The sequence below is a fragment of the Eubacterium limosum genome, from assembly GCF_000807675.2.
GTDB lineage: Bacteria > Bacillota > Clostridia > Eubacteriales > Eubacteriaceae > Eubacterium > Eubacterium limosum.
The window spans coordinates 2537206-2560993 of record NZ_CP019962.1 but is presented as its reverse complement, the minus strand read 5'-3'; the positions used below and the strand labels follow the sequence as shown (position 1 = coordinate 2560993).

Sequence of the window (23788 nt, the reverse complement as noted above, 5' to 3'; positions counted from 1 at the left end):
TTTATATCGTTAATGATATTATACAACGTATAATATCATTTTGTAAAGTATATTATTTAATTTTTATTATTACATATCTTTATTCTGTGTTCAGCAGCCCTTAACATTCAGAAAAAGCTTTTTAAAACGCTTGACAAAAAGATTTTAATCCCTGTATACTCAACGTGGAGGAATAAAAAATGAAAATAATTCTGTTCACATTTATTGCCCTGGTCATTCTGCTCACATTGACAATCATAATCGGAAAAATTATCAATACTCAAAAATACAAAATCCGCTCGGAGACAAGTGTGCAAAAATCCACCTTTGTACCCATCGGCGGAATTGAGCAGTATCTGCAAATACGCGGTCAGGATCGCGCCAATCCGGTTATCCTTGTACTTCATGGCGGCCCGGGCAGTAATATGGCCTATTACTCCTATGGCTGGCAAGCCGCTCTGGAGCAGACGTACACAATCGTCCACTGGGACCAGCGGGGCTGCGGGAACACCTATTACCGCAATCAGGCCGCCGAAAAGCCGACTCTGGATTTATTGCTTTCAGACCTGGACGAGCTGGTGGACTATATCCGGTCAGACTTTAACCAAGAAAAAATCATTCTTATGGGACATTCCTGGGGAACCTTTCTCGGCGCGATCTACTCAGGCGAGCACCCGGAAAAAACAGCCGCCTACCTGTCTGTAAGCCAGATGCTGGATTTCAGGAAATCTGAGCAGGTATCCGCTCAGGAGGCCATACGTCTGGCCGATTTTACGGGCAGAGCCCAGGATGCGCAGAAAATAAACGAGATGCTCGAGAACATTCTAGTCTGTCAGAAATTCGGTCTGCCAGAGGCTACTGTCTTCCTGAAGCTCCGGCAGCTTAAGGAAAAGTATCTGCCGCCCCAGTACAGCGGCAGGATGGGTTCACTGCGTTTGTTTTCCCCCTATATGACCTTTAGCGATTTAAAATGGATGGTCAGCTTTAAAAGGCTTATCGAGACAAACAGTGCGCTCTACAGCGCACTGCTGTCTGAGGGGCAGGTCTCATTGTATGACCGCACACTAAAATATAAGATCCCGGTGATAATGGTAGCGGGGAACCTTGACTGGACGACGCCGTACAGTATGACAGCCGATTACTACAACGCAGTCTCCGCGCCGGCTAAGGAATTGATCACCATTGAGAACACAGGGCATATTCCATTTGCTGACAGGCCCGAAGAATTTTCGGAGGCCGTATTAAAAGCGCTGGGCCGTGTGTTATAAGCCAACCAAAAAGAACCCGTATCGCCGCGATACGGGTTCTTTTTTCGGTCCTTCTAAAAAAACTTGACAGCACATTCGCCGGAGATCACTTTTTCCTGAATTTCATGGGTCTTCTCCACTGTGATGTACTGGCAGAGGAGCTTTTTAAAGCCGTAATTTTCACGGTTGACCAAAATCACCGGGGTGGTCACTTCCTCCAGGGGATAGCCGGGCAGCTCCACAACCCGCTGGTTGAGGTCAGGCTGAAAATTGTTGTACCAGCCGTCCCGCCGGTAGATAAAGCAGTCCACATTTTTCTTGACAAGCAGCTCGCTGAAGCTGGCATAAGGCGTCTGGACAAACGCCACATCCTTTCCCTCACACAGCTTCTGGGAAATGGTGTACTGGTCAATGCTGTTACAATCCACCGCCATGCGCATGCCGTCCTCAATCTCTGTTTTCTGGTCATCCAGAAAGTACAGCACATAGGGCTCGGAATAGACACAGCCGGTCAGCTCGATGGCCCTTTCCAGAAAATCATTTTCGCTCAGGTAGCGCTCTGCCGAGCTCTTGGACACAATGATAAAGTCATAAATCATCTCCTTAAGGGCTGCCAGACGCTTTTCGGAGCCTGTGACATAGGCAAAGGAGAAGGGAAAGGGGCTCTTCTCCATCTCCTCACAGATGGCTGTGGTCAGGCTTGAAAAAGAGATGGTCATGGGCACAGGCATGGTACCGGTCAGCGATCCCCAGTTGGTATAAGGGTAGAGCTTTTCATAGTCAATTCCGGTCACGAAGGTGCCCTTGACCCCGTTCTTCTGCGTTTGGATACACGCGTCCTCTTCCAGAGTGGCAATGGCTTTCTGGACAATACCGCGGGACACCTCAAAGCGCTGGGTGTACTCCGCGATGGTCGGCACCCGGTCGCCGGCCTGCATGGTGTAAAAATCCCGCGCGATGTTAATGGTGGCGAGTCCTGTTTTTTTATAAAAGGTTGGCTTCATTGGTTTTTCCTCATGCTTTCAATATCATTTTACAATAGCACGGCATCCCGCTTTTGTCAATCGCCCGCTGCCGCAAGCATGGCCCGGGCCACACCGTACAGGTCGCCCAGCACCGGATAATCCGCGTTTTTCATGATCTCAGCCTCCCGATCCTCATTGACCGCGCAAAGGCGCTTAACGCCCTTAACACCCGATAAAAACTGGACGGAGCCGGATATGCCAAAGCACAGCAGCAGCTCTGCCGAGATGGCGCTGCCGCTGAGTCCGATCTGTCTTCCCTGGGGCAGAAAGCCCCGCTCCACCAGCACTCGGGAGCACATCAGGTCCGCGTCCAGCTTTTGGGCCAGCTGTTCAAACAGCGCAAGGTCGGCCTTGTCCTTCAGGCCGCCGCCCACCGCCACCACCACGGGGCGTCTGCCCTGTTCTAAAACCGGCGCGGCGCCATCGTCCCCGGTCTGCAGCCGGGGCCGCAGCTCCCCGGGCAGCTGGCAGAGGATGATCTCGCAGTCCCCGGCCGCTTGGGGCTGCGCCCTGAACACGCCCTGGCGCACTGTGGCGATCTGGGGGCGCGCGGTTCTGGTCAGAATACTGGCCATGATGCGGCCGCCAAAGGCCGGACGGGTCTGTATCAGCTGGCCCTCGCTGTTTAGCGAAAGCTCTGTACAGTCTGCCGTCACCCCTGTCTTAAAGGCCGCCCCGATCATGGGGGCAAGGGAACGCCCCTCAAGGGTCGCTCCAAAGAGCAGGATTTCAGGCTTCAGCCTTCGTACACAGTCTGTTACAGCCGCCCTGTGCGCCTCCTGCCGAAATACGGAAACGGCCGGAAGCGTGTAAAGGTAAACCCGGCTCAGGCCGCTACTCTGCAGCGCCGCCATAAGCTCCCCGGTCAGTTCCCTGCAGATAAGCACACCAGCGGTATCATCTGCCAGCTCTGCGGCCTTTGCCGCCAGCTCCGCACATACCGGGTGCAGTCCGCCGGGGTTCTCCTGTAAATAGATTAACGCTGTCCTCACTCGTCCGCCTCCTTCACGCTTTTCCACACATCCAGCAAGAGCGCCGCACCCTGGCTGTCTGTCAGCTCCAGAACCGGATTTTTGGCCGTTGTCTCCGGCTGAAACAGGCGTACCACCCGGGTGGGTGAGCCTGAGAGCCCATAGGTTTCACTGTCCTGCTGCTCCAAATCCCCCAGAACCAGCCTTTGTATTTCCTGCCTGCCTGCTTTCAGCTTAGCCCGCAGCCCTGTCACCCGCGCTTCACAGATAGTCGGGTTGACAGCCAGCACCAGGGGCAGCCCACCGGACACCCGGCAGGTCCTTCCGGTCAGCTCCTGGCGGACCTCCAGCCAATCCTCTGAAGCGCTCACGATCTCACGCACCCAGCCAATGACCGGAATATTCAGCTGCTCCGCCAGCGAAAAGGGCACCTGGGCCGTATCGCCGTCGGTGGTCTGCTGTCCGCAGATGATCAGGTCTGCCCCGCCCAGGGCCTTAATCCCCTGGGCCAGCGTCCGGGCTGTCATGAGCACGTCGGCCCCCGCAAAGGCCCGGTCGCTCATGAGGCAGGCGTGGTCCGCAGTCATGGCCAGAGCGGTGCGCAGCGCCTGTTCAGCCGACTCCGGCCCCATGGTCAGCGCTGTTACCGCTCCGCCCAGGGCCTCTCTCAGCCGGAGGGCCGTCTCGATGGCCGGCAGGTCATAGGGATTGAGCTTATTTTCGCCGGTCCGCACCAGCACGCCCTTTTCTTTGTCCATGCTGGCTTCTGACAGCGCCGGAACCTGTTTGATACACACGATTATTTTCATTTAAAAACGCCCTCCGGGTCAAATGCTTCCTTCGCTGCTTTTATCTGGCGCTTCACCGCCTCCGGTGCAAAGCGCAGGGCCAGCTCCCGCTTCAGCAGGCCCGCGCCGTTTTCGGTGATAATCTGGCCACCGTCCGCGGCTGCCCGGGCTGCCCATTCTGCCATCAGGGCCTCGCATTCTGCTCTTTCCTCCGGTGTCTCCGGCAGAAAATTAACATGGAAACGGTTCTGTGCCGCCGTGCCGTATATCACAGCGTGTACGCCACTCTGGGCAATGCCCCCGCGGTACATTTCCAGATAGTCCTCTGCCTTTTCCGCCGGCCCCTTCAGGTCTGAGGACAGGCGGGTAAGCCCGGGCACAGCCTGGCTGAGGGAATCGGTCTTTGCGTTGGCCAGCTCTGGCACCACATGCCGCAGCTTTCTGAAGCGATCGATCTCATAGCGCTCGCTGGCTGCCCAGGTCTGTTCCTCACTGCCGCCCAGCCCTTCAAAAATATCCAGCTGCTCAAACAGCGCGCCCTCCAGGGCATCGGGATCGTCCCCGGCCAGCTCGACATAGACCGCGGCACAGGCGCCCTGGGGGAATTCCGGAAGCTCCTGCAGCGCCGCAGTGCTGTGCCGCCCCTCGGAGAGCAGGGCGAGGGCTGCCCTGTCATAGTATTCCATCACCGTCACACTGCCGCTGTTCTCAGCCTGAGCCACTGCCCGGCAGAGCGCCATAGCCGCCGGGTCTGTGGGCAGAAAATACAGCACGCCCCAGGCACAGTCCGGCTTCTTCGCAAGCTCCAGCTCAAAGGCCAGAGCCATGCCCAGCTGACCCTCGGTCCCTGCCAGAAAGTCGATCAGATCCATCTGTTTGACAGCCACCAGTCCGCCCAGCACACCGGGACTGTCAAAGGTCTCACAGCTCAGGCGGCCGCCGTCCGGCAGCGCACAGCCGCTGTCATCAAAGGCATAGCTGCCCCGGCCGATTTCCCAGACCTCACCTGTGGCTGTGAGCCACCAGAGCTTTCGGACCCAGGGCGCTGTCCTCTGCCCGTCGATCCCCATGGCGTTGCAGCCGAACAGTCCGCCGAGGGTTGCGCTCTCCTCGGTTGGGTTCGGCGGGAATACCCAGGGTTCCTTCCTTAAAAAGGCGTGGAGTTCCTCCAGCGTAACGCCTGCCCCGGCGTAAAGAACCGGCCCTTCCCTCAGCTCCAGGCCCTTCAGTCCCTGGCAGTCCACAACCAGGCCGCCCTCCGGCACTGCTCCCCCGGTCAGCCCGGTACGGGCGCCCTGGGGCGTAATACGCAGCCCGGCCCTGCGGGCATGGCTGACCGCCTCCCGGGCCTCCTCAAAGCTTCCGGGAAAGCAGACTGCGTCTGCCCTGCCGCGGATTCGGGATTCGTCCCCGAGCCACCGCTCATATTTATCCGTCATCGCCTCAATTTTCATGTCTCTGCTCCTCTGCCTGCTTTTCCCAAGCCTCTAAAACCTCCAGGGCGTCGCCCGCCAGTCCATAGTCCGCGCCTTTAAAAACCGGTGCGTCAGAGTCACTGTTGACCGCCACCAGATTTTTGACGCTCTCAAGCCCAGCCATGAAAGGCGCCGCGCCCGACACGCCCAGTGTAATGCACAGCTCAGCCCTGATCACATGGCCGGACTGTCCGATAATATCCGCCACGTCGGCCCATCCATTGATGGCGGCTGCCCGTGTGCAGCCGCAGGCGCCGCCCCAGGCCCTTGCCAGCCGCTTCAGCCGCTCGTAGTTTTCCCTGGAGCCAAGGCCCCTGCCGCCTACCAGCACCAGCTTCGCCTCCTCCAGCGGGTTCTTTTCCCTGCTGGCCTTGAGCTTTCGGTCCAGGCAGTAGCCGTAATGCTTAAGCACAGGGCTCACCTCTGTTATGGCAGCCTGTTCAGACTCTCCAACAGAGCTCTCCGATACCGGCCCGGCTTTGGAAACCGACAATACAAGCGGCCGTCCCTGGGGCCGGCAGACCGCATCGGCATGTGAATTGTAAACCGGGCGCCTTACCCAGAGGCCGTCCGCATCCCTGCCCAGTGTCCGGCAGCCTGTCAGGCAGGTCCCGCCGATCCTTGCGGCCAGCCGCGCTGCCAGCGCTCCGGACCCGGCTGTAAAAATCAGCAGCTCTGGCTGCCGCTCCCGGTACAGGGCTTCCAGATTGTCCAGCCAATTTTCAGGCAGGGCCCCGCTGCCCACCGGGCAGCGCACCGCCGTACCAATGCCGGCCACACAGCGGGCTGTCTCCGCAACGCCCTCTTTTTCATCGCCAAGATACCAGGCCTCCAGCGGCGCGCTCTCTGCCACAAGGGCGCCGGTAAAGGCGTTAATGCGCCCGGCCGTTTTCAGGATATCGTCTTCTCTTGTAAAAACACAGGCTGTCCTCATGATATCATCCCCTCAATCCATTTTTCATACACCACGCCGGCCTTCACCGCGCCGCTCTCTCCCTCGATCATGACACACTCCTTCGCGCTGCTCTCCCGGCTGAAAGCTGGCAGAACCGTATCCTCCGCGGGCAGAGCGGACCACTCCTCAATATCCCGTTTGGACGCGGCCATTTTCTCCCGCAGCGTCGCCACTCTCAGGTAGGCGTACTCCGCGTCACCCACCGAGGCCGCTACCGGACCTTTAAGCTTGAGGACTTCCAGCCCTTCCGGAGTCTCATGCTCGAGCACAAGCTGTCCGCCTTCAAGCGATGCCGCTACGGTGTCTCCGACAAAGGGAAGCCCCAGCAGCTCAGCCGACAGCGGCGGCACCATGCCGCTGTCGGCCATGCCGGCCTGTTTTCCGAAAAGCACCAGATCAAAATCCCCGCTTTTTATAAAATCGGCCAGCAGCGCCGCCACAGTCTCCGGGCAGAACTCTCTGTGCTCAAGCGGAATATTGACCACCCGGTCATAGCCCACAGCGTACAGCCCCTTCATCAGGCTCGCCAGGCCGCCGCCAACCGTTACGGCAGTGCACGCCGCCCCGGTGTCTGCTGCTGTTTCCTTAAGCCGCAGGGCCATCTCCAGCGCTGTCTCATCAAAGCAATTGATCATTTTTTTTACATAGCTGGTGTCCAGTCCCTGGGAAAGATCCCTCCAGTCCGATTCCAGAACCTGATCGAGGTCTGGTACAATTTTAAAGCATACGCAAATTTTCATTTTGTCCCCTTTGGTGTTGTCATTATTCCTGCTTTCAGGCTCCTGCCCTAAAACCAGATCAAACCGCACCCTCTCTCCGGGTCTTTCTGGCCGTCTGTTGGAGGAGGGTGCAGTTCTGAATGCATTCTATTTAATTATAACAAATTCCGGCTCAGTTTTCCTCTATTAAAAGCACGCCTTTATTTAAAATATGGTTGGGGTCCATGGCTTCCTTGAGCCGGTACATGAGTTGATAAGATGAGCCGTGCTCCCGAGGCATAAACTGGGTGCGGTACTTGCCGGAGCCATGATGGTGGGCAATGCTGCCGCCGCGCTTCAGGGTTTCGTCCAGAATGATGCCAATCAGCTTCATATAGTCGCCTTCCACGCTTTGGGCTCCCTCTGTCACGGTAAAGGCGAACTGGAAGTAGATATTGGTACCCTGCATGTAGCTGTGGGAGGAATGGCCGCCCAGGAAAACCACGTTTTCCATTTCCCGCGGCAGGCGTTCAAGCACTGCGTCGTAGATGTTGCCAATCTCTGACCAGTTGCCGGAAATTTCACAGGTATCGGCCACAACGCCCATGTCGTAGAATTTTGGCTTATCCATATCGTCACAGACATCATTGCGGTGTACGAGCCAGTTTTCCACAGGCTTGGCGCCCATATCCACAGGATCGTATTTGGATGCCAGCTCCTCAATGCCTTCACCGGTAGCCCTGGTGATGCCTGCCGGCCCCTCAGCCAGCAGGAGCAGCATACAGTGTCCCTCAGGCGCAACGCCGCCCATCTGGTCGGCGACCTCTAATGGGTCGTGCAGCCTGACAACTGCAGGCTTGTAGCCAGCCACCATAATATCGCGGATAAGAGCCAGGCCGTTTTTCATGCCCTTTATGCCATAAGCCTTCATCCAGCGGTTTTCAGGCATATATTTGAAGATTTTCACAGAAGCCTCGGTGATAAAGCCCAGGAGCCCCTCGCTGCCGATGAACAGATGGCGCAGATCCGGCCCGACTGAACGTCTCGGCACATTTTTAATCCGGACCACACTGCCGTCGGCCAGCACAGCCTCCAGGCCCACAACCAGATCCTCAATGCCGCCGTAAAGTGTGGAAAACTGGCCGATGCTGCGCGTTGCCAGCAGGCCGCCCACCTGTGCCAGAGGCAGAGACTGCGGGAAATGCCCGGTGGTGTAGCCCATCTTATTCAGGTAGCCCTCAAGGTACTCCAGAGGCGTGCCGCATTTGGCCGTCACGTACATGTCTTTCTCATTGACCTCGATGATCTCATTCATGTCTGAGCCGTCCAGGATCACGCCGTCCTGCTGAGGCTCGATGCCGCGGGTAACGCTGGAGCCGCCAGTTCTCGGCACCACGTCGATTTTTTCATCGTTCAGGTACTTCAGCACCTCGGAGACCTGTTCGGTGCTCTGGGGGCGGACCACGCAGGCCGCGCGGGGCACCCAGTATTTTTTATCGTCGCGTTCATAGCGGCGGTAGCCGATATAATCCTTGGCGGCGTCCAGAACAGCCTGCTCGCTGTCTGAGACTCTGTCCGCTCCCACAATTTTTCCCAGTTCCTGTACAAGTGCTTCTTTATTCATAATTTAACCTCTCTCCTTCATTGATCGGGAGGCGACGATATCGACCCCTGTCCCGCAAATATTCTGTTCGATCACCTGCCCGCAGGCCACCGGCGCTTTAAGCGTCCGGCTGTAAAGCACCTTCAGGCAGTCCTCCATTTTATCCCTTGGCAGCTCGCGGTCACTGATGACCGGCAGCCGCCTGTGCGTGCCGCCTTCGATGTTCACTGTTGTGGTCAGCATCCGCTCTGGACTTTTATATTCCTTTTCACCGTGGGCAACGCCCAGCTTACAGCCCGCGCCCTCCACAGTCAGTCTTCCATGATCATCGGTGACCTCCAGACGGCAGCTGTTCGGGCAAACAATGCAGATGTATTCTTTTTTAACCATGCTCACGCCTCCTTCACATCAACCACCAGCGGCGCGTCGTGTTTTGGCGTCACTGAGCAGGCCACCATCTCCGGCGGCGCTACGGTTTTCAGTTTTTTGGATACCAGTGTCTTACCGCCGTTTTCGCAGGTGAGCCGCACGCTTTTTTCCGGCTTTTTCACCCGCATAAACAGGGTGGTTTCATCGCGGCTGCCCACACGCATGCGCTGGGGCACAATGAAATTCACATTCTCTCCCGGAACGGTTTCCACCGCCTCAGCCTCAGTGTCCAGAGTGCCGTTCAGGTAAGCGGCCGCTCCCCGCGCAGCGATCTCTCCGGATTCGGACACATAATCCACCAGATCAAAGACCACCGCCACGTTGCCCGCCGCGAAAATGCCGGGGACACTGGTCATAAAGTGGTTGTCCAGCACCGGGCCCCGCGTCCTGGGGTCCATCTCGATGCCGGCTTTAACGGACAGCTCGTTTTCCGGAATCAGGCCAACGGCCAGCACCAGCAGGTCACAGGAAATAAATTCCTCTGTCCCGGGAATCACCTTCCGGTTCTCGTCCACTTTTGCCACGGTCACACCCTCAAGGCGGTCCTTGCCATGAATCCAGGTGACTGTTGTGGCAAGGTGCAGCGGGATGTCATAGTCGTCCAGACACTGGACGATGTTCCGGGTCAGCCCGCCCGGGTCCTGCATGACCTCGTAAACGCCCTTGACCTTAATATGCTCAAGGGTCATGCGCCTGGCCATAATCAGGCCGATGTCGCCGGAGCCCAGGATAACGGCTTCTTTGCCCGGCAGGTAGCCCTCCATGTTAATGTAGCGCTGAACCGAACCGGCGGTCATGACCCCGGCCGGCCGGTAGCCGTAAAGCAGCACCTGGCTGGCGGTCCGTTCCCGGCATCCCATGGCCAGGATCACAGCACCGCAGCGGATTTTCATCATGCCGTCCCGGTTGTTACAGGCGTAAACCACCTTGTCCCTTGTGATCTCCAGCACCATGGTATCCAGAAGTACTTCAATATCGCTGGCCTCCACCTCGTCGATAAAGCGCTGGGCGTAATCCGTTCCGGACAGGCGTTTCTTAAACCGGTGCAGGCCAAAGCCATCGTGGATACACTGCTGGAGGATGCCCCCCGGCTCAATATCCCGCTCGATGATCATGACCTTTCCGGCCCCCTGACGCCTGGCCTCCAGTGCTGCCGCCATACCGGCGGGGCCGCCGCCGATCACGGCAATATCTGTTTTCATCTCTTTCATAATGCTTCACCCTCTTTCTGCGCGGCGGGACGGCTTGTGTCAACGAGAATATTGGTCCCCTCGTTTCTCAGATTGATCTCAGTCCACTCGCGGCCCAGCTCTCTGGCTAAAATTTCCAGTACCCTTGGCTGGCAGAAGCCACCCTGGCAGCGGCCCATTCCCGCCCGGGTCCTGCGCTTGATAGCGTCAATGGACTGGGGAATGACCGGCGAGTGGATGGCGTCCAGAATCTCGCCCTCGGTAATGGATTCGCAGCGGCAGATAATCCGGCCATAGCGCGGGTCCTGCTCGATCAGGGCGTCCTGTTCCTCACGGCTCAGATGGCGGAAGTTCCGGCGCTTTTTATGAATGGGATTATAGCTTTGGTTTTTCTGCACCGGGCTTTTGCAGGCGGCCATATCCTCAAGGAGGATATTTTCCACCAGCTCCGCAATGGCCGGAGCCGAGGCCAGCCCCGGTGACTGGATGGCCCCCACGTTGATAAATCCGTGGGTCACGTCGGACATTTCAATGACGAAATCTTCCTTATAATCCGCCGGACGGGTGCCCGCGAAAATCCGGATAATATCACCGTAGCCAGTGCGCTCGTTCTGGTTGATGCCCATGGCGTAGCGCAGGTCCGCTTCGGTGGTGGCGTTGTCCTCCTTGTCCGGAGTCTCGGTGGCCGAGGGCCCCAGCAGGATATTCCACTCCGGCGTCCGGCACATGCCGCCGCCTTTGGATTCCGCGTTCTTCTCGCGGTGGATGCGCTCCAAAGTCGTGATCTCTGTAATCACGTCAAACTCGGGCGCTTTGTTTTTATCCAGAATGGCGATGGTGCCCTTTCTGGGGTGGATGGTGTAGGATTTATCCCCGGCCATGGCAGACATCTCGTCCGCGTAGACTCCGGCACAGTTGATCACGTACCGCGCGCGGATAATGCCCCTGGAGCTCACCACCCCTTTAGCCTCGCCGTTTTCGGTGAGAATATCGGCCACGGTACAGTTAAAGAGGAACCGCACGCCGTTGTCCGCAGCGTTCTCGGCCAGGGCGACCGCCACCTCATAGGGCTCCACCAGCCCCATGCTCGGCAGCCAGAGCGCCTCAAGGGGCTCGGTCACACCGGCGTCCGCCAGCTTGGGCTCTATTTCGAGAGCACGGGCGCCGTCTACCAGCTCCACGCCGTCCACGCCATTGAGCACTGCCACATCGTAAGCGGCCTTCAACGCCGGCCTCAGGGCTTCCTCGGTGATGACCCCCATGGAGCCGCAGCGCTGGAGCTCAAAGCCCAGCTCCTCTGCCCACCTCGTATACATCCGGTTCCCCTTCACGTTCAGCCTGGCCTTCAAGGTGCCCGGCTTAGCCGCGTGCCCGGGATGGATATTGCCGTTGTTGGCCTTGGTCGCGCCTGTGGCCACATCGTCAGACATTTCGGCCACCAGTATACTCAGCTGATATTTGGAAAGCTCCCTGGCAATGCCGCAGCCGCTGATGCCCGCGCCGATGATCAGCACATCCACGTCGTCAATAACGCCGATGGCTTCTCCCTGCTCGCAATAGGCGGTATAGTCCTTTTTAGGGATATTCATGCCCTTAACGCTCAGCTCGTTGACCACATTCCGAACACCCTCCTGCTTTGCGATCAGATGCCCGATGTCCACCACCTGATCCCAGGTGTCACACTCGCCGGTGACGGTGACGATTTTACGCGCGTCCACCGACAGGGACACAGGGATGTCCGGAAAGGCTTTTTTCACTTCTTGTTCGATTGTCTCCTGCATTTTGTCTTCCTTTCAGCTGCGACCGGTCAGCAGTCCCAGTTCAAGGTCCGCTTCACAACCTTTTTCCAGTTCTGATAGGTCTCTTTCAGCTTTTCACTGTTTTCACCAGGTACAACGACCTGTTCAATTTCCAAATATTTTTCCACGTCGGCTGGCTTCATCCACCCCAGCTGGATGGCTGCGGCTTCCGCTGCTCCCAGGGCGGTGGCTTCCACCGATTTGGGCCTTACAACTCTGGCCCCGGTAACATCCGCCATGGTCTGGAGCACAGAGCAGCTCTTGGTCACGCCGCCGGACACCTTGATCTCATCAATGCCCACGCCCATTTTGGCAGCCTCCTCCATAAACAGCACACCCGCAAAGGCGATGCCCTCCAGCATGGCCCGCACAAAGTGCTGCCTGTCAGCGCCGGGCCCGATGCCCATAAAGGCGCCCTTGGCGGTCTCGTCATTGTAGGGCGCAAAGGCCATACCGGCCAGGGCGGGAATGAAATAGACACCGTTACTGTCCTCCACCGACTCGGCCAGAGCGTCCATCTCTGAAAAATCATCGAAGAATTTCAGCTTGTTCTTTGCCCATTCCAGGCAGGTTCCCGCTGTGGAGGACTGCCCCTCCAGCAGATAAAGCCGCTCGCCGCCCATATTCCAGCTGATCATGCTGTTCAGCCCCGGCACAGTCTTGATCTCGCTGCCCACGTTGATGTCCACAAAGGTTCCGGTACCCATGGTGCACTTGATGGTGTTAGGACTCAGGCACCCCTGGCTGAACATGGCAGACTGCTGGTCGGCAAAGGCCCCGCAGATGGGGATCTCCACCCCCAGGATATCTGCGCTCATATTGCCAAAGAAGCCGGTTTCCTCGCATACCTCTGGCAGCATCTCCTCACGGAACCCAAAATAGCCGACAAAGGGCAGATTGTAGCAGCAGTGTTCATTGTCGTAGATCATGCCGGCGCTGGTCATGCTGGCCGTGGTGGCATGAACCGCCCCGTTTGTGAGCTTCCAGATGAGCCAGGTGTCCATGTTGCCGAACAGGGTCGTCTCCTTTTTCATCTCCTCAGCAAATTCCGGCGAGTCGTCACAGATTTTATCCAGAACCAGCGGCACATAAAAGCCCGGCAGTGCCTCAGCCAGCCCGGGGAAGCTTCCGCTGAAAACCGGGTCGTCCATATATTTCTGCTTCTGGTGCCGTCCCCGGTTATCAAACCACAGCACCGCGTTGTGCAGCGGCTCCCCTGTCTCTTTGTTCCACATGGTCCAGGAAGCACGCTGGGTCGTAATGCCCACACCGGCAATGTCCTCAGCCGCAACGCCGCATTTTTCCACCACTGCCCGGCAGGCCTTCACGGTCTTATCGTAAATCTCATTGGCGTCCACCTCAGCCTCGTCCGGTCCGGGATAGATCAGCTCCAGGGCTTCATAGATAAAATCCAGCATACGCATATCGCGGTCATAAATCAGCGCGCGAACCCCAGTTGTCCCCTCATCAATTACCAAAATATAATTTTTCATATTTTCCCCCAAGTTCATTTCGTTCATTTTCTCTCCAAATCTCCATAAATCAACGATATTTAATTGTACATTTTTTTGTATATTTGATGAACCCTCCCCCTACTCCGCAGTTTTTGCGCCATACCCCTTATGCCAGTCCAGCGGAGTTAATGTATATTTTTTTGTACTCTTGATGGTTTTAAGTATAGACCCGTTTTTTACGGTTGTCAATCTTTTTTTATTCCAAAATTTTGCCATTCACTGAAAACGCTTGATTTTACGCTGTTTTTTCCTCAACATTTTTTCCTGAATTTTTCCCTTTTGCTCAAAAAATCTCTGGCGCGCCGGCTTCCACCAGTAATCAACCCGTATCGTCACGATACGGGTTGAATCCCCCTTAAGCCACTGCCTTTCACCTAAGCGGGAAAAAGACGGCCTGCGGTGCTTTTCTGACAGGCAGCTCTCCCTTTTCAAAAGCCAGCCACTGCTCTTTCCAGTGTCCGGCTCTTTTTGTCGATCCTCTGCCATTCCTGGCCGTTGCCCCATCGCCTGGCCTCTTTTCCACGTCTGGATGAACGGCTTTGGCGCGCTGGCCTCCATCCAAAATCAAGCCGTATCGTCGCGATACGGCTTGAATCCCCCTTAAGCCAATGCCCTTTCACCTAAGCGGGGAAAAGATGGCCTGCGGGGCTTTCCTGACAGGCAGCTCCCCCTTTTCCAAAGCCAGCCACTGCTCTTTCCAGTGTCCGGCTCTTTTTGTCGATCCTCTGCCATTCCTGGCCGTTGCCCCATCGCCTGGCCTCTTTTCCACGTCTGGATGAACGGCTTTGGCGCGCTGGCCTCCATCCAAAAAGAACCCGTATCGTCACGATACGGGTTGAATCCCCCTTAAGCCACTGCCTTTCACCTAAGCGGGAAAAAGACGGCCCGCGGTGCTTTTCTGACAGGCAGCTCTCCCTTTTCCAAAGCCAGCCACCGCTCTTTCCAGTGTCCGGCTCCTTTTGTCGATCCTCTGCCATTCCTGGCCGTTGCCCCATCGTCTGGTCTCTTTTCCACGTCTGGATGAACGGCTTTGGCGCGCTGGCCTCCATCCACCAAAGATCCCGTATCGTCACGATATGGGCTGGTCGGTTCTCTGTATTTCATTTTCGCTCTGCCAGCAGCGAAAATCCTCCAGGCGCTCCCTCAGCCACTGTTCATTGTCCCCGTAATCCCGCGTCGGGCCGCCCTGTCCGCGCCCCGATGAATCCGCCTTTGCCAGCAGCAGCAAATCCTCCGGGCATAACGACTTCTTAAACAGCCGCCTTGTAGCTTTTTCCGATGAGTTTTGCAGGTACAGGCCGTTGGGGCGCATGTGGTACTCCACATGGTTCAGCACCAGCTGGCTCGTCTCCCGGTCCAGGCCAAAGCGATCCATGAAGCTCCGGGCCAGGGGCAGCCCTCTCTTCTCATGTCCGTAGGACACGATCTTTCCGTCCTTCTCCGCTGTGCATACCGCCTTCCCGTAGTCATGGCAGAGGGCTGCCAGCATAAAGGCAAAGGGGCAGCGTGCCTGGGTCCGAAGCCTGGCCGCCTGGTTCATCACCAGAATGGTATGGGTAAAGGCATCTCCCTCGGGGTGATATTTGGGGTTCTGGGCAACGCCCCGCAGGGCCAGCAGTTCCCTGAAATCCTCGCTGTCAAACTCAATTTCCCTGAAGTCCTCGGTGGACAGCAGCAATGTTTTCAGCCTCTCGAGCATGGGGTTCACTTCCTTTCGTGAATGATCTCTGACAAACCGTATTTTAATCCGTTATACCCGAAAATATTAAAAATCCTTAACTTTTTTATTCAGCCTCTGCTGCCTCTCCCCTGCGCAGGAACCGCAGTGTCGGCAGGACAAGCGGAATAGCGATGACAAAGGTCAGGACATCGGCGATGGGCTGGCAGATTTGAACCCCCAGCAACCCGAACGTCATGGGCAGAAGCAGGATCAGCGGCAGGAAAAACAACCCCTGGCGCGCCACTGAGAGGATGCTGGCCTGGGTGACCTTTCCGATATTCTGGAGCAGCATATTGCACAGCGTCACCCATCCCAACAGCGGAAAGGTAATACACTGCAGGCGCAGAGCCTTTGCACCGATGGCGATGACCTGGGCGTCGTCCGCCCTGAAGAGGGCGATAAGCCCGGGGGCAAAAATCTCGCCAAGGCTGGAGAGCACCACCAGCACCACCGAGGCCACCACCACACAGAACCAGAAGCCCCGGCGCACACGGTCGTAGCGTCCTGCCCCATAGTTAAAGCCGCATACGGGTTGAAAGCCCTGGCCGAAGCCCAGTACCGCCGAGGCGGCAAACTGGGTCAGCCGCGTGACGATGGACATGGCCGCAATGGCCGCGTCGCCAAAGGGGCCGGCTGCGGTGTTCAGGCAGATGGTCGCTACACTGGCGAGTCCCTGCCGGCAGAGGCTCGGCAGGCCCCCGTTTACGATGGCGCGGTACCGGGCAACGCTTGGTGAAAAATGCCGGAAGCGGATGGGCAGATTGCCCGCTGTGCGGTTACACCCCAAGAGCAGGAGCGAAAAGCTCACGAGCTGGCTGAGAATTGTCGCCAGGGCAGCGCCGCTGATACCAAGCCCGAAGCCAAAGATAAACAGCGGGTCCAGCGCAATGTTCAAAAGCCCGCCGCTGACCAGGCCGATCATGGCGTAAAAGGCGTTGCCCTGCAGCCTGAGCTGATTGTTGAGCACCAGCGCCGCGGTCATATAGGGCGCTCCGATCAGGATCAGGCGCATGTAGTCCTGGGCGTAGGGCATGATGGTTTCTGTGGCTCCCAGCAGCCTGCAGAAGGACTCCGAAAAGCAGAAGCCCAGAACCATGACTGCCGCCCCGGTCAAAAGCGCGCTGAAAAACCCTGTCGCCGCCATGCGTGAGGCCTCCTCCACCTCCCGGGCGCCCAGTTTTCTGGAAATATAATTGCCAGAACCCTGTCCAAAGAAAAAACCAATGGCCTGGATAATGGCCATCAGTGAAAACACGATGCCCACTGCCGCTGTGGCGCTGGTGCCAATGCGCCCCACAAAAAAGGTATCGCCCATATTGTAAATCGACGTGATCAGCATGCTGATAATGGTGGGAACCGCCATCCGGCAGATCAGCGGCTCCACAGGTGTCTCCGTCATTTTTTTAAATTTCCGCTGCTGTGCGTTATCCTCTTCCATATTTTTCATCTCCTGTTTTTATCTGCTCTTATTATACCATTTTCCAGAAGGATTTGTCCTGATAAAAAGCCTGCCGCTTTTACAAACGACAGGCTTGAGTGTTTTATTTTATCTTTTGAATCAGTGTTTTCACATATTCTTCCGGCACATCACTCCTCATAATGCTGGACATCACACAGGCTCCGGCAGCGCCTGCCTCCTGCACACTTCGGATATTTTCCGCCGAAATGCCGCCGATGGCATAAACCGGAATGGGCATCTCGCCGCAGATTTCGGATAAAAAGCCAAGGCCTCTGGGCGCCAGCCCCTTTTTACAGTCTGTGGCAAACACATGCCCGGCGCTCAGGTAATCCGCGCCCAGGCGCAGCGCGCTTCTGGCCTGCTCCAGGGAGTGAACCGACACGCCGATGGTTTCAAAATCCCGCCGGAGCCCGGGCTGTGCCTCCAGAACCGGCAGGGGAAGATGAATTTTCGGGTGGTTCAGCTCCTTAGCCACTGCCGCGAAGCGGTGGAGCAGAAGCTCAGCGCCGCAGCCACCGCAGTTCCTCAAAAATTCCCCGGCCAGGCCTTTGTAGGCTTCGGTCGTCAGATCCTTTTCTCTCAGTATGACCTTGCCCGCGCCCGACGCCGCGATCCGCGCCGCCTGAGCGGCAAACTCATGACCGGCCGGGCAGCAGCCCCGGTTAGTCACCGCGATGATCTCAAACATAGATATACTCGCTCATGACCGGCTGAAGGTTCTCAGACAGGATCATGCTGTAAATCTCGTCCACAGTGCGGGCGTCGTCGATCTCAAACTGCTCGTCGCCCTGGGCATCTCCAGAATGGCCGCCGATGCCCACATCCACCCCTGCCGAGATCTTGGTCGCAGCAATTTTGATAATGTTATCCCGGAACCGCGCGCATTCCCGGCTGGAAATGGTGATGCTGGCAAAGGGCATGAACAAACGGTAAGCGGTAATGATCTGCAGAAGCTGGGGCTCATGCACATCCTTTGGGTTGATCTTATCATTGTTGATGATGGGACGCAGCCGCGGGCAAGAAAAGGCAATCTCCGCATGGGGATATTTGCGCTGAAGCAGGTAGGCGTGCATACCAGTGGCAAAAGCGTCTCTGCGGAAGTCGTCAAGGCCCAGAAGCGCGGCAAAGCCCACGCCGCGGATACCGCCGCGGATGGCCCGCTCCTGAGTGTTGAACCGGTATGGGAAAATTCGCTTGTGGCCTGCCAGGTGCAGGGTCTCGTATTTATCGCTGTTATAGGTTTCCTGAAAGACGGTGACAAAATCCGCCCCGCAGTCGTGCAGATAGGTGTAATCCGCGGTATTCATCGGATAGACCTCCAGGCCCACCACCTTAAAATACTTCCGGGCGATTTTGCAGGCCTCACCAATGTACTCCACATTGGACATCTTCGGGCTCTCACCGGTCAGCAGCAGGATTTCCTCCAGGCCGGTGGCTGCAATGGTCTGCATTTCCCGCTCAATTTCCTTGGCGTTCAGCCGCGCGCGGTGGATTTTATTGCGGCAGTTAAAGCCGCAGTAAATGCAGTAATTCTCGCAATAGTTCGCAATATACAGCGGTGTAAACAGGTTGATGGAATTGCCGAAATGCCTGCGGGTCTCAAGCTGCGCGCGCTTTGCCATCTCCTCCAAATAAGGCATGGCCGCCGGTGACAGCAGGGCCGCAAAATCCTCGGGCTTCAGCGCAGCCTTATCCAGTGCCCGGCGTACATCTGCCTCGGTAAAGGCTTCATAATCAAAGGCTTCCGCCGCGGACAGCACCTGATCCATGAGCTCAGACCCAATGTCCTCCATGCCGGGGAGGTAGGTCATATGGTCGATTCGTTCTTTCATCTCGCCCTCCTATTCCTGCAAAAACCCGGTCAGGGGGGATGAGGCCGCGCTGCCGGTTTCCAATACCCGCCCAATGCCAGAGAGGTAAGCAGCTCGGCCGGCTTCGATAGCCTTTTTAAAGGCCTCTGCCATAACTGGAATATCGCCCGCAGTGGCGATGGCTGTGTTGGCCATGACCGCGGCCGCGCCCATTTCCATGGCTTCACAGGCCTGTGAAGGTTTGCCGATACCCGCATCCACAATGACAGGCAGGTCAATTTCATCGATAAGAATCTGAATGAAGTCACGGGTACAGATGCCCTTATTGGAGCCGATGGGCGCTCCCAGCGGCATGACAGCCGCGGCTCCGGCGCTTTGCATGTCCCGGGCGGCGTTGAGGTCCGGGTACATATAGGGCATGACCACAAAACCTTCCCTGGCCAGAATCTCGGTGGCCCGGGCGGTCTCGTAGTTGTCGGGCAGCAAATACCGGGTGTCATGAATGACTTCAATCTTCACAAAATCACCGCAGCCCATCTCTCGTGCCAGCCGGGCGATCCGCACTGCCTCCTCGGCGTTTCTGCCTCCAGAGGTGTTGGGCAGCAGGGTCACGCCCTCTGGAATATAGTCGAGGATATTATCCGTTCCCTCAGTATTGGCACGGCGCAGCGCCAGGGTGATGATCTCCGCTCCGGCTTTTTCCACCGCGGCGCTTACAAGCTCCAGCGAGTATTTTCCTGAGCCCAGAATAAAACGGGATGTAAAGGCGTGTCCGCCGATGATCAGTTGATCTTTATTTTCCATGTTGGTTGTCTCCTTTATACTGTTTTACAGCCTAAAATTAATCTCAATATTGTATTGGCCTGATGCCCGGCGCAGATGGCGACCCTCGGAGCCATGAGGCCGCAGCCTGCCTGGGCTGCAGTTTCCCCATCGCCGCAGAGGTAAAAATTTTCCATGATGCGGCGGGTTTTAATGCGGTTGCCGCTTCCATAGCCCGCCATGCCCGACGCGGCCACAAGGGTCTTTTCAGGGCACTGCGTAAGCAGGGTATTCACAAACATTGCCTTGGTCTCGGGATTGTCAAAGGCCTCGCAGACAATGGGGTCCTTTTTAAAAAGCGCCGGGGCGTTTTCCTCGGTTACCCGCAGCGTCTCGGCCTCCACCCGCACAAAGGGGTTGACCTCAGCGATTTCCTGTTTCAGAGCCTCGGCTTTGGCCAGTCCCAGATGGCTGATCCGGTACTGCTGCCGGTTCAGATTACTGGGCTCCACCACGTCAAAATCTACCAGATGCAGGGTACCCACACCAGTGCGCGCCAGGCTCAGGGCAATGCTCGAGCCGAGCCCGCCAAGGCCGGCCACGGCCACCCGGGCCTTCTTAACCTTTTCATACACGCCGGGTGTATGGCGGGCACAGAGCAGCTCCTCCAGGCACTCCTCTGGCGGCAGCTCTCCCTTTGTGGTGACCGCTGCTATAGCCCCGCTGTGCAAGGGCAGGTCTTCATCACTCTGGTATCCGTCCAGAATCACCACACGTTCTTCACGCTCAAGCCCCAGCTCTCTGCAGAGCCCGTGCAGGCTCTCCGCCTGTGTCTCATAGTCTTTTCCATTCAGTCTTATCCGCATCTCAGCCACCGCCCACAAAGCAGACGATCTCCATCCGGTCTCCGTCTCTGAGCTCTCTGGTATCGTAACCAGCCTTTGGCACGATTTCACCGTTCAGCTCCACGGCCACCCGGCTGCGCTCGTAGCCCGCCTGATCTAAAAAAGCGGATAAACGCAGGCCGTCTTCGCAGGGACAGTCTTTGCCATTCACTGTGATCATCTTTTTTCCTCCTTAAATTAAAAAAGCAAAAAAAGCTTCACGAAGTTCTACACCTGCGGTGGTGTACCCCTTCGTGAAGCTTTTTTTGCTCACTCTGTTTAATAAGATAGCACAGTTTTTTTTAAGTGTCAAGTTTTATACAAGCCGGGACGTAACGTTTTGTTACTTCCGGGAAGCGCCAACCCGTATCGCCGCGATACGGGTTGGCTTCTGGCATGTGACATCATCCTGCCTTCTGTCTCCGCTGCCGCCAGGCACCTGCTGTCACCACAGTGGTCAAAACCAACAGGCCCACAGCCGCGCTGCCAGCCTGCCGGGCACTGGCCGTCATCCCGGTATGTGGGTTGGCCGCCGCTGGTTCATTCTGGGCTTCGGGCTTTACAGGCTCCGGCTCTGGCTGCGGCTGTGGCTGCGGCGTCTCGTTGATGGTCAGCTTCTCCTTCACTGCTGCGGTCACAGCGACATCGCCGCTGTAATTATTGATAAACACATCGTCCGCGTCCCCGATTCGGATGCCGTGGGGGCCGTCTGGAAGAAGGTCAAAGCTCAGCACGCTGTTTTCGTCCAGAACGCCGGTCTGAACAGCGCCGCCGTCGACCTGATACTCGACGGTCTTCCCGGCCAGGCTGCCCATTTCATCGGGGCCTGACACTTTAATCGAAGCCGCGTAGGGCTTGGGCACGTAGGCGCCTGCCGTCTGGATTCTTCCCTGGGAGGCGGGCGCCAGAAAGCTGCCGCCGCCCGCTGCAGTCAGCCTGGTCAGGTGGTCGCGGAAGACTTCCTCCAGGCTCCCGCCCTCACCCACGCTGGGCAGCCCCACCAGCATGTCATAGCCGTCGCCGCCAGCGATCTCGTAATCATTGGAGCAGAGAACAATCTTCGTGGCAGTGTCATCCCGTTTCAGCGGCTCGCTGCTGCCGTCCAGGTAGATGGCGGTCACCCGGCTGCCCTCCTCGCCTGTCTTGACATCCCTTGCGGGATTTCTGGGGTCATAGGTGAAGGACATACCGCTGATCTGCGGGAAACAGCCGCCCTGCCCGGTAATCAGCCCGGTTTCCGGGTCCTGGGAGACTACCTTGCTCACCCCGTTTTCCAGAGCTTCGTACAGAATGGCCGGGGTGACCTCCTTAAAGGCCAGGGTATTGCCAAAAGGCAGCACGTTGATGCTATCGCCCACTGTTATGTCGCCCCGCCTGATGGTGGCACGCACGCCGCCGCCGTTTTCCAGAGCCACAATGGGCAGATTTTTGTAGGGGCTGTCCTTGTAGGCGTCGCTTGCCAGCAGTTCCTTTGCCCCCTCAGTCATGGCATCTGCAATGAGGTTGCCCAGATTGATCTCACCGACCCGGGCAATATTGCTGCTGCCGACCCAGCCGCCCCACAGGGCTGTCCGGGTATTGCCGATGACAGGCTTCAGCTTGCCCGCGTTGGCGGCCACCAGCTGGTCTGCCAGAGCGGTCACTGCCGGGTCTGGGCTGCAGGTCTTGAAAGCGGCCTCTGCGTCGATGAGCTTACCGGCCACGGTATTGGTGCCCTTGTCCATTGTCACGCTGATCTTCCCGATATTTTTGGAACTGCTGCCGGTCTGCTCAATCAAAATACCGCTTTGAGGCTCTGCTTTTGAATAGACAGTGTGGCTGTGTCCGTCGATGATCATATCCAGTCCGCTGTCCGGGCCGAGGGCTTCGGCCAGGCCGACGCTGCTGTTCTCTTTGCTGGTGGACGGGTCCACACCCAGATGGGCCAGGCAGATAATGACCTCTGCGCCCTGGGCTTTCAGAGCTTTAATCATCTCCCGGGCCACGGGTTCTACCGGATTAAAGGCAATGCCCTCAATGCCTTTTGGGTTGGTCTTGGTGGCGGTTTCGGGCGTGGTGACGCCAAAAATCCCAATCTTTACGCCATTTCGTTCAACGATGGTATACTGGCCGTTGTTGGTCTGGGTGCCGCCCGCGTAGGGGACGCCCTCCAGGATAGGCCGGCCGGTATCCTTATAAACCGTATTGGCAGACAGCACAGGAAAATCCGCGTTTCTCACATTTTCAAACAGAACGTCCTGTCCGTAATCAAATTCATGGTTGCCAAGGGCCATGGCGTCGTATTTTGCAGCGTTCATCAGGGTAATGACATCCGCGCCCTGGCTCAGGGCAGCCAGGGTGCCGCCCTGGGTCGCATCCCCGGCGTCCACCAGCAGGGTGTTTTCGGTTTTCTCGGTGGCTGCCCGGATACCAGCGGTCTCATCCGCTCCGATGGTGCTGGTACCGCTGCTGACCAGCGCGCCGTGCATGTCATTGGTGTGAAGGACGGTCAGGTTTTTCGGCGCGTTTTCCTCCGTCGGAATAACCGCTTCTGCGACCGCCGCGGCAGCCGCTGTGTTTTCTTCCAGGGCTTCTGTCCCCTCCTGAGCCGCCTCAGTGCCTTCTGCCACCTGGGCAAGGGCCGGTGTTACCGGCATTGCGCCGATAACAAGCAGCAGGGCCAGCAGCAGGGCTGTGACGCTCTGGCTTAGACGATGTTTTTTTCGCTCAAACATTTTTCCTCTCCTCTCTGCTTTTACAGATGTTTACTTTTATTATACTCAGCAGTCTCCCTGTTTTCAAGAAAATGCTGTACTTCTGCCAGATTCTTAAAAACGCCGTCGGCCCCCTCGTAAATATGGCGGTCCGGCTCCCGCAGGTCCTCCACAAAAAACACCGGGATACCGCCGGACCGGGCCGCCTCAAACCCGGAATAGGCGTCCTCCAGCACCAGGGACGCCTCCGGAGCTGCACCCAGGGCTGCGCAGGTCTTTAAAAATATTTCCGGGTTCGGCTTGCTCTTTTCGACCTCCTCGCCGGAGGTGATGTGGTCAAAATGATGGGGAAGCCCGGTGATCTTGAGATAGTGGTCGATCATCTCCCGGTCGCTGGAGGACGCGATGGCGGTTTTAGTCCCCTGCGCATCCAAATATTTTAACAGGCTGACCAGCCCCGGCTTAATGATCCCTGCGCCATGCTCGTTGACAAGCTGCCGCTTGATCTCATGGGAACGGTGGTGCCACCGCTCAATGGGCGCGTCGGCTCCAAAATACTGGACAAAAAGCGCGCGCACGCCTTTTTTACCCAGCCCCAGCTTCTTTCTTGTTATGTCCATGGTATAGCGAAAGCCATTTTCTTCCCCTGTCCGGGTCCATGCCTCGTGGCTCAGCCGCTCAGTGTCGAACATGAGGCCATCCATATCAAAAATAACCAGCTCTGGTTCTTTGTTTATCATGCTCACTCTCTTTTCTAATGTAATATGGCCTTATTCTATCACAAAC

At 57.1% G+C, this 23788-nt stretch carries 23 protein-coding genes; 1 reads left to right on the top strand and 22 read right to left on the bottom strand.

The annotated features are described in order from the left end of the window. The first annotated feature begins 179 nt into the window (after window positions 1–179). Complete coding sequence (locus B2M23_RS12020) at window positions 180–1247, top strand: alpha/beta fold hydrolase (RefSeq protein WP_038352170.1); 1068 nt, start codon at window positions 180–182, stop codon at window positions 1245–1247. A gap of 53 nt (window positions 1248–1300) precedes the next feature. Here B2M23_RS12020 and B2M23_RS12015 read toward each other — a convergent pair whose 3' ends face one another. From B2M23_RS12015 to B2M23_RS11910, 22 genes are all read right to left on the bottom strand, one after another. Continuing rightward, on the bottom strand, window positions 1301–2230 hold the full coding sequence (locus B2M23_RS12015) for a YhfZ family protein (protein ID WP_038352171.1): 930 nt from the start codon (window positions 2228–2230) through the stop codon (window positions 1301–1303). 56 nt (window positions 2231–2286) lie between these two features. Next, window positions 2287–3243, bottom strand: coding sequence for an electron transfer flavoprotein subunit alpha/FixB family protein (locus B2M23_RS12010; protein ID WP_052237222.1), 957 nt, complete (start codon window positions 3241–3243; stop codon window positions 2287–2289). Continuing rightward, complete coding sequence (locus B2M23_RS12005; RefSeq protein WP_038352172.1) at window positions 3240–4031, bottom strand: electron transfer flavoprotein subunit beta/FixA family protein; 792 nt, start codon at window positions 4029–4031, stop codon at window positions 3240–3242. The genes B2M23_RS12010 and B2M23_RS12005 overlap by 4 nt, the downstream gene beginning before the upstream one ends. Continuing rightward, window positions 4028–5464: an FAD-binding oxidoreductase gene (locus B2M23_RS12000; RefSeq protein WP_038352173.1), complete on the bottom strand. Its 1437-nt coding sequence runs from the start codon at window positions 5462–5464 to the stop codon at window positions 4028–4030. Before B2M23_RS12000 ends, B2M23_RS12005 begins: the two co-directional genes overlap by 4 nt. Continuing rightward, window positions 5454–6419 (bottom strand): electron transfer flavoprotein subunit alpha/FixB family protein, encoded by a 966-nt coding sequence (locus B2M23_RS11995; protein ID WP_052237223.1) that lies wholly within the window; start codon window positions 6417–6419, stop codon window positions 5454–5456. The genes B2M23_RS12000 and B2M23_RS11995 overlap by 11 nt, the downstream gene beginning before the upstream one ends. Next, entirely contained in the window at window positions 6416–7180 is a 765-nt protein-coding gene (locus tag B2M23_RS11990) for an electron transfer flavoprotein subunit beta/FixA family protein (RefSeq protein WP_146209096.1), read from the bottom strand. The genes B2M23_RS11995 and B2M23_RS11990 overlap by 4 nt, the downstream gene beginning before the upstream one ends. 151 nt (window positions 7181–7331) lie before the next feature. After that, entirely contained in the window at window positions 7332–8762 is a 1431-nt protein-coding gene (locus B2M23_RS11985; protein WP_038352175.1) for an FAD-binding oxidoreductase, read from the bottom strand. A 3-nt stretch (window positions 8763–8765) separates the two neighbouring features. Further along, window positions 8766–9131 (bottom strand): DUF1667 domain-containing protein, encoded by a 366-nt coding sequence (locus B2M23_RS11980; protein WP_038352176.1) that lies wholly within the window; start codon window positions 9129–9131, stop codon window positions 8766–8768. A gap of 2 nt (window positions 9132–9133) precedes the next feature. Next, window positions 9134–10381 carry an NAD(P)/FAD-dependent oxidoreductase gene (locus B2M23_RS11975; RefSeq protein ID WP_038352177.1) on the bottom strand — a complete coding sequence of 416 codons (1248 nt, stop codon included), beginning with the start codon at window positions 10379–10381 and terminating at the stop codon, window positions 9134–9136. After that, window positions 10378–12141: an FAD-dependent oxidoreductase gene (locus B2M23_RS11970; RefSeq protein ID WP_038352178.1), complete on the bottom strand. Its 1764-nt coding sequence runs from the start codon at window positions 12139–12141 to the stop codon at window positions 10378–10380. The genes B2M23_RS11975 and B2M23_RS11970 overlap by 4 nt, the downstream gene beginning before the upstream one ends. A gap of 26 nt (window positions 12142–12167) precedes the next feature. Beyond that, on the bottom strand, window positions 12168–13679 hold the full coding sequence (locus tag B2M23_RS11965; protein WP_052237224.1) for an FGGY family carbohydrate kinase: 1512 nt from the start codon (window positions 13677–13679) through the stop codon (window positions 12168–12170). 210 nt (window positions 13680–13889) lie between these two features. Then, window positions 13890–14177 (bottom strand): hypothetical protein, encoded by a 288-nt coding sequence (locus tag B2M23_RS11960; RefSeq protein WP_038352179.1) that lies wholly within the window; start codon window positions 14175–14177, stop codon window positions 13890–13892. 116 nt (window positions 14178–14293) lie between these two features. Further along, complete coding sequence (locus tag B2M23_RS11955; RefSeq protein WP_038352180.1) at window positions 14294–14668, bottom strand: hypothetical protein; 375 nt, start codon at window positions 14666–14668, stop codon at window positions 14294–14296. 74 nt (window positions 14669–14742) lie between these two features. Continuing rightward, entirely contained in the window at window positions 14743–15372 is a 630-nt protein-coding gene (locus B2M23_RS11950; protein ID WP_052237225.1) for an HD domain-containing protein, read from the bottom strand. An 85-nt stretch (window positions 15373–15457) separates the two neighbouring features. Further along, window positions 15458–16831, bottom strand: a complete 1374-nt coding sequence (locus B2M23_RS11945) for an MATE family efflux transporter (RefSeq protein WP_038352181.1) — start codon at window positions 16829–16831, stop codon at window positions 15458–15460. Between the two features lie 103 nt (window positions 16832–16934). Continuing rightward, entirely contained in the window at window positions 16935–17540 is a 606-nt protein-coding gene (locus B2M23_RS11940) for a thiamine phosphate synthase (protein WP_038352182.1), read from the bottom strand. After that, window positions 17533–18684 carry a 2-iminoacetate synthase ThiH gene (gene thiH, locus B2M23_RS11935; RefSeq protein WP_038352183.1) on the bottom strand — a complete coding sequence of 384 codons (1152 nt, stop codon included), beginning with the start codon at window positions 18682–18684 and terminating at the stop codon, window positions 17533–17535. The genes B2M23_RS11940 and thiH overlap by 8 nt, the downstream gene beginning before the upstream one ends. 9 nt (window positions 18685–18693) lie before the next feature. Continuing rightward, the gene (locus B2M23_RS11930; protein ID WP_038352184.1) at window positions 18694–19467 is read right to left on the bottom strand and encodes a thiazole synthase; all 774 of its coding nucleotides are present in this window, start codon (window positions 19465–19467) and stop codon (window positions 18694–18696) included. Window positions 19468–19481: 14 nt separating this feature from the next. Continuing rightward, window positions 19482–20291 (bottom strand): sulfur carrier protein ThiS adenylyltransferase ThiF, encoded by an 810-nt coding sequence (thiF, locus tag B2M23_RS11925; protein ID WP_038352185.1) that lies wholly within the window; start codon window positions 20289–20291, stop codon window positions 19482–19484. Between the two features lies 1 nt (window position 20292). Further along, window positions 20293–20490 carry a sulfur carrier protein ThiS gene (gene thiS / locus B2M23_RS11920; RefSeq protein ID WP_038352186.1) on the bottom strand — a complete coding sequence of 66 codons (198 nt, stop codon included), beginning with the start codon at window positions 20488–20490 and terminating at the stop codon, window positions 20293–20295. Window positions 20491–20713: 223 nt separating this feature from the next. Then, complete coding sequence (locus B2M23_RS11915) at window positions 20714–23023, bottom strand: bifunctional metallophosphatase/5'-nucleotidase (protein WP_052237226.1); 2310 nt, start codon at window positions 23021–23023, stop codon at window positions 20714–20716. 20 nt (window positions 23024–23043) lie between these two features. After that, window positions 23044–23742 carry an HAD family hydrolase gene (locus B2M23_RS11910; protein WP_052237227.1) on the bottom strand — a complete coding sequence of 233 codons (699 nt, stop codon included), beginning with the start codon at window positions 23740–23742 and terminating at the stop codon, window positions 23044–23046. Between the last annotated feature and the right edge of the window lie 46 nt (window positions 23743–23788).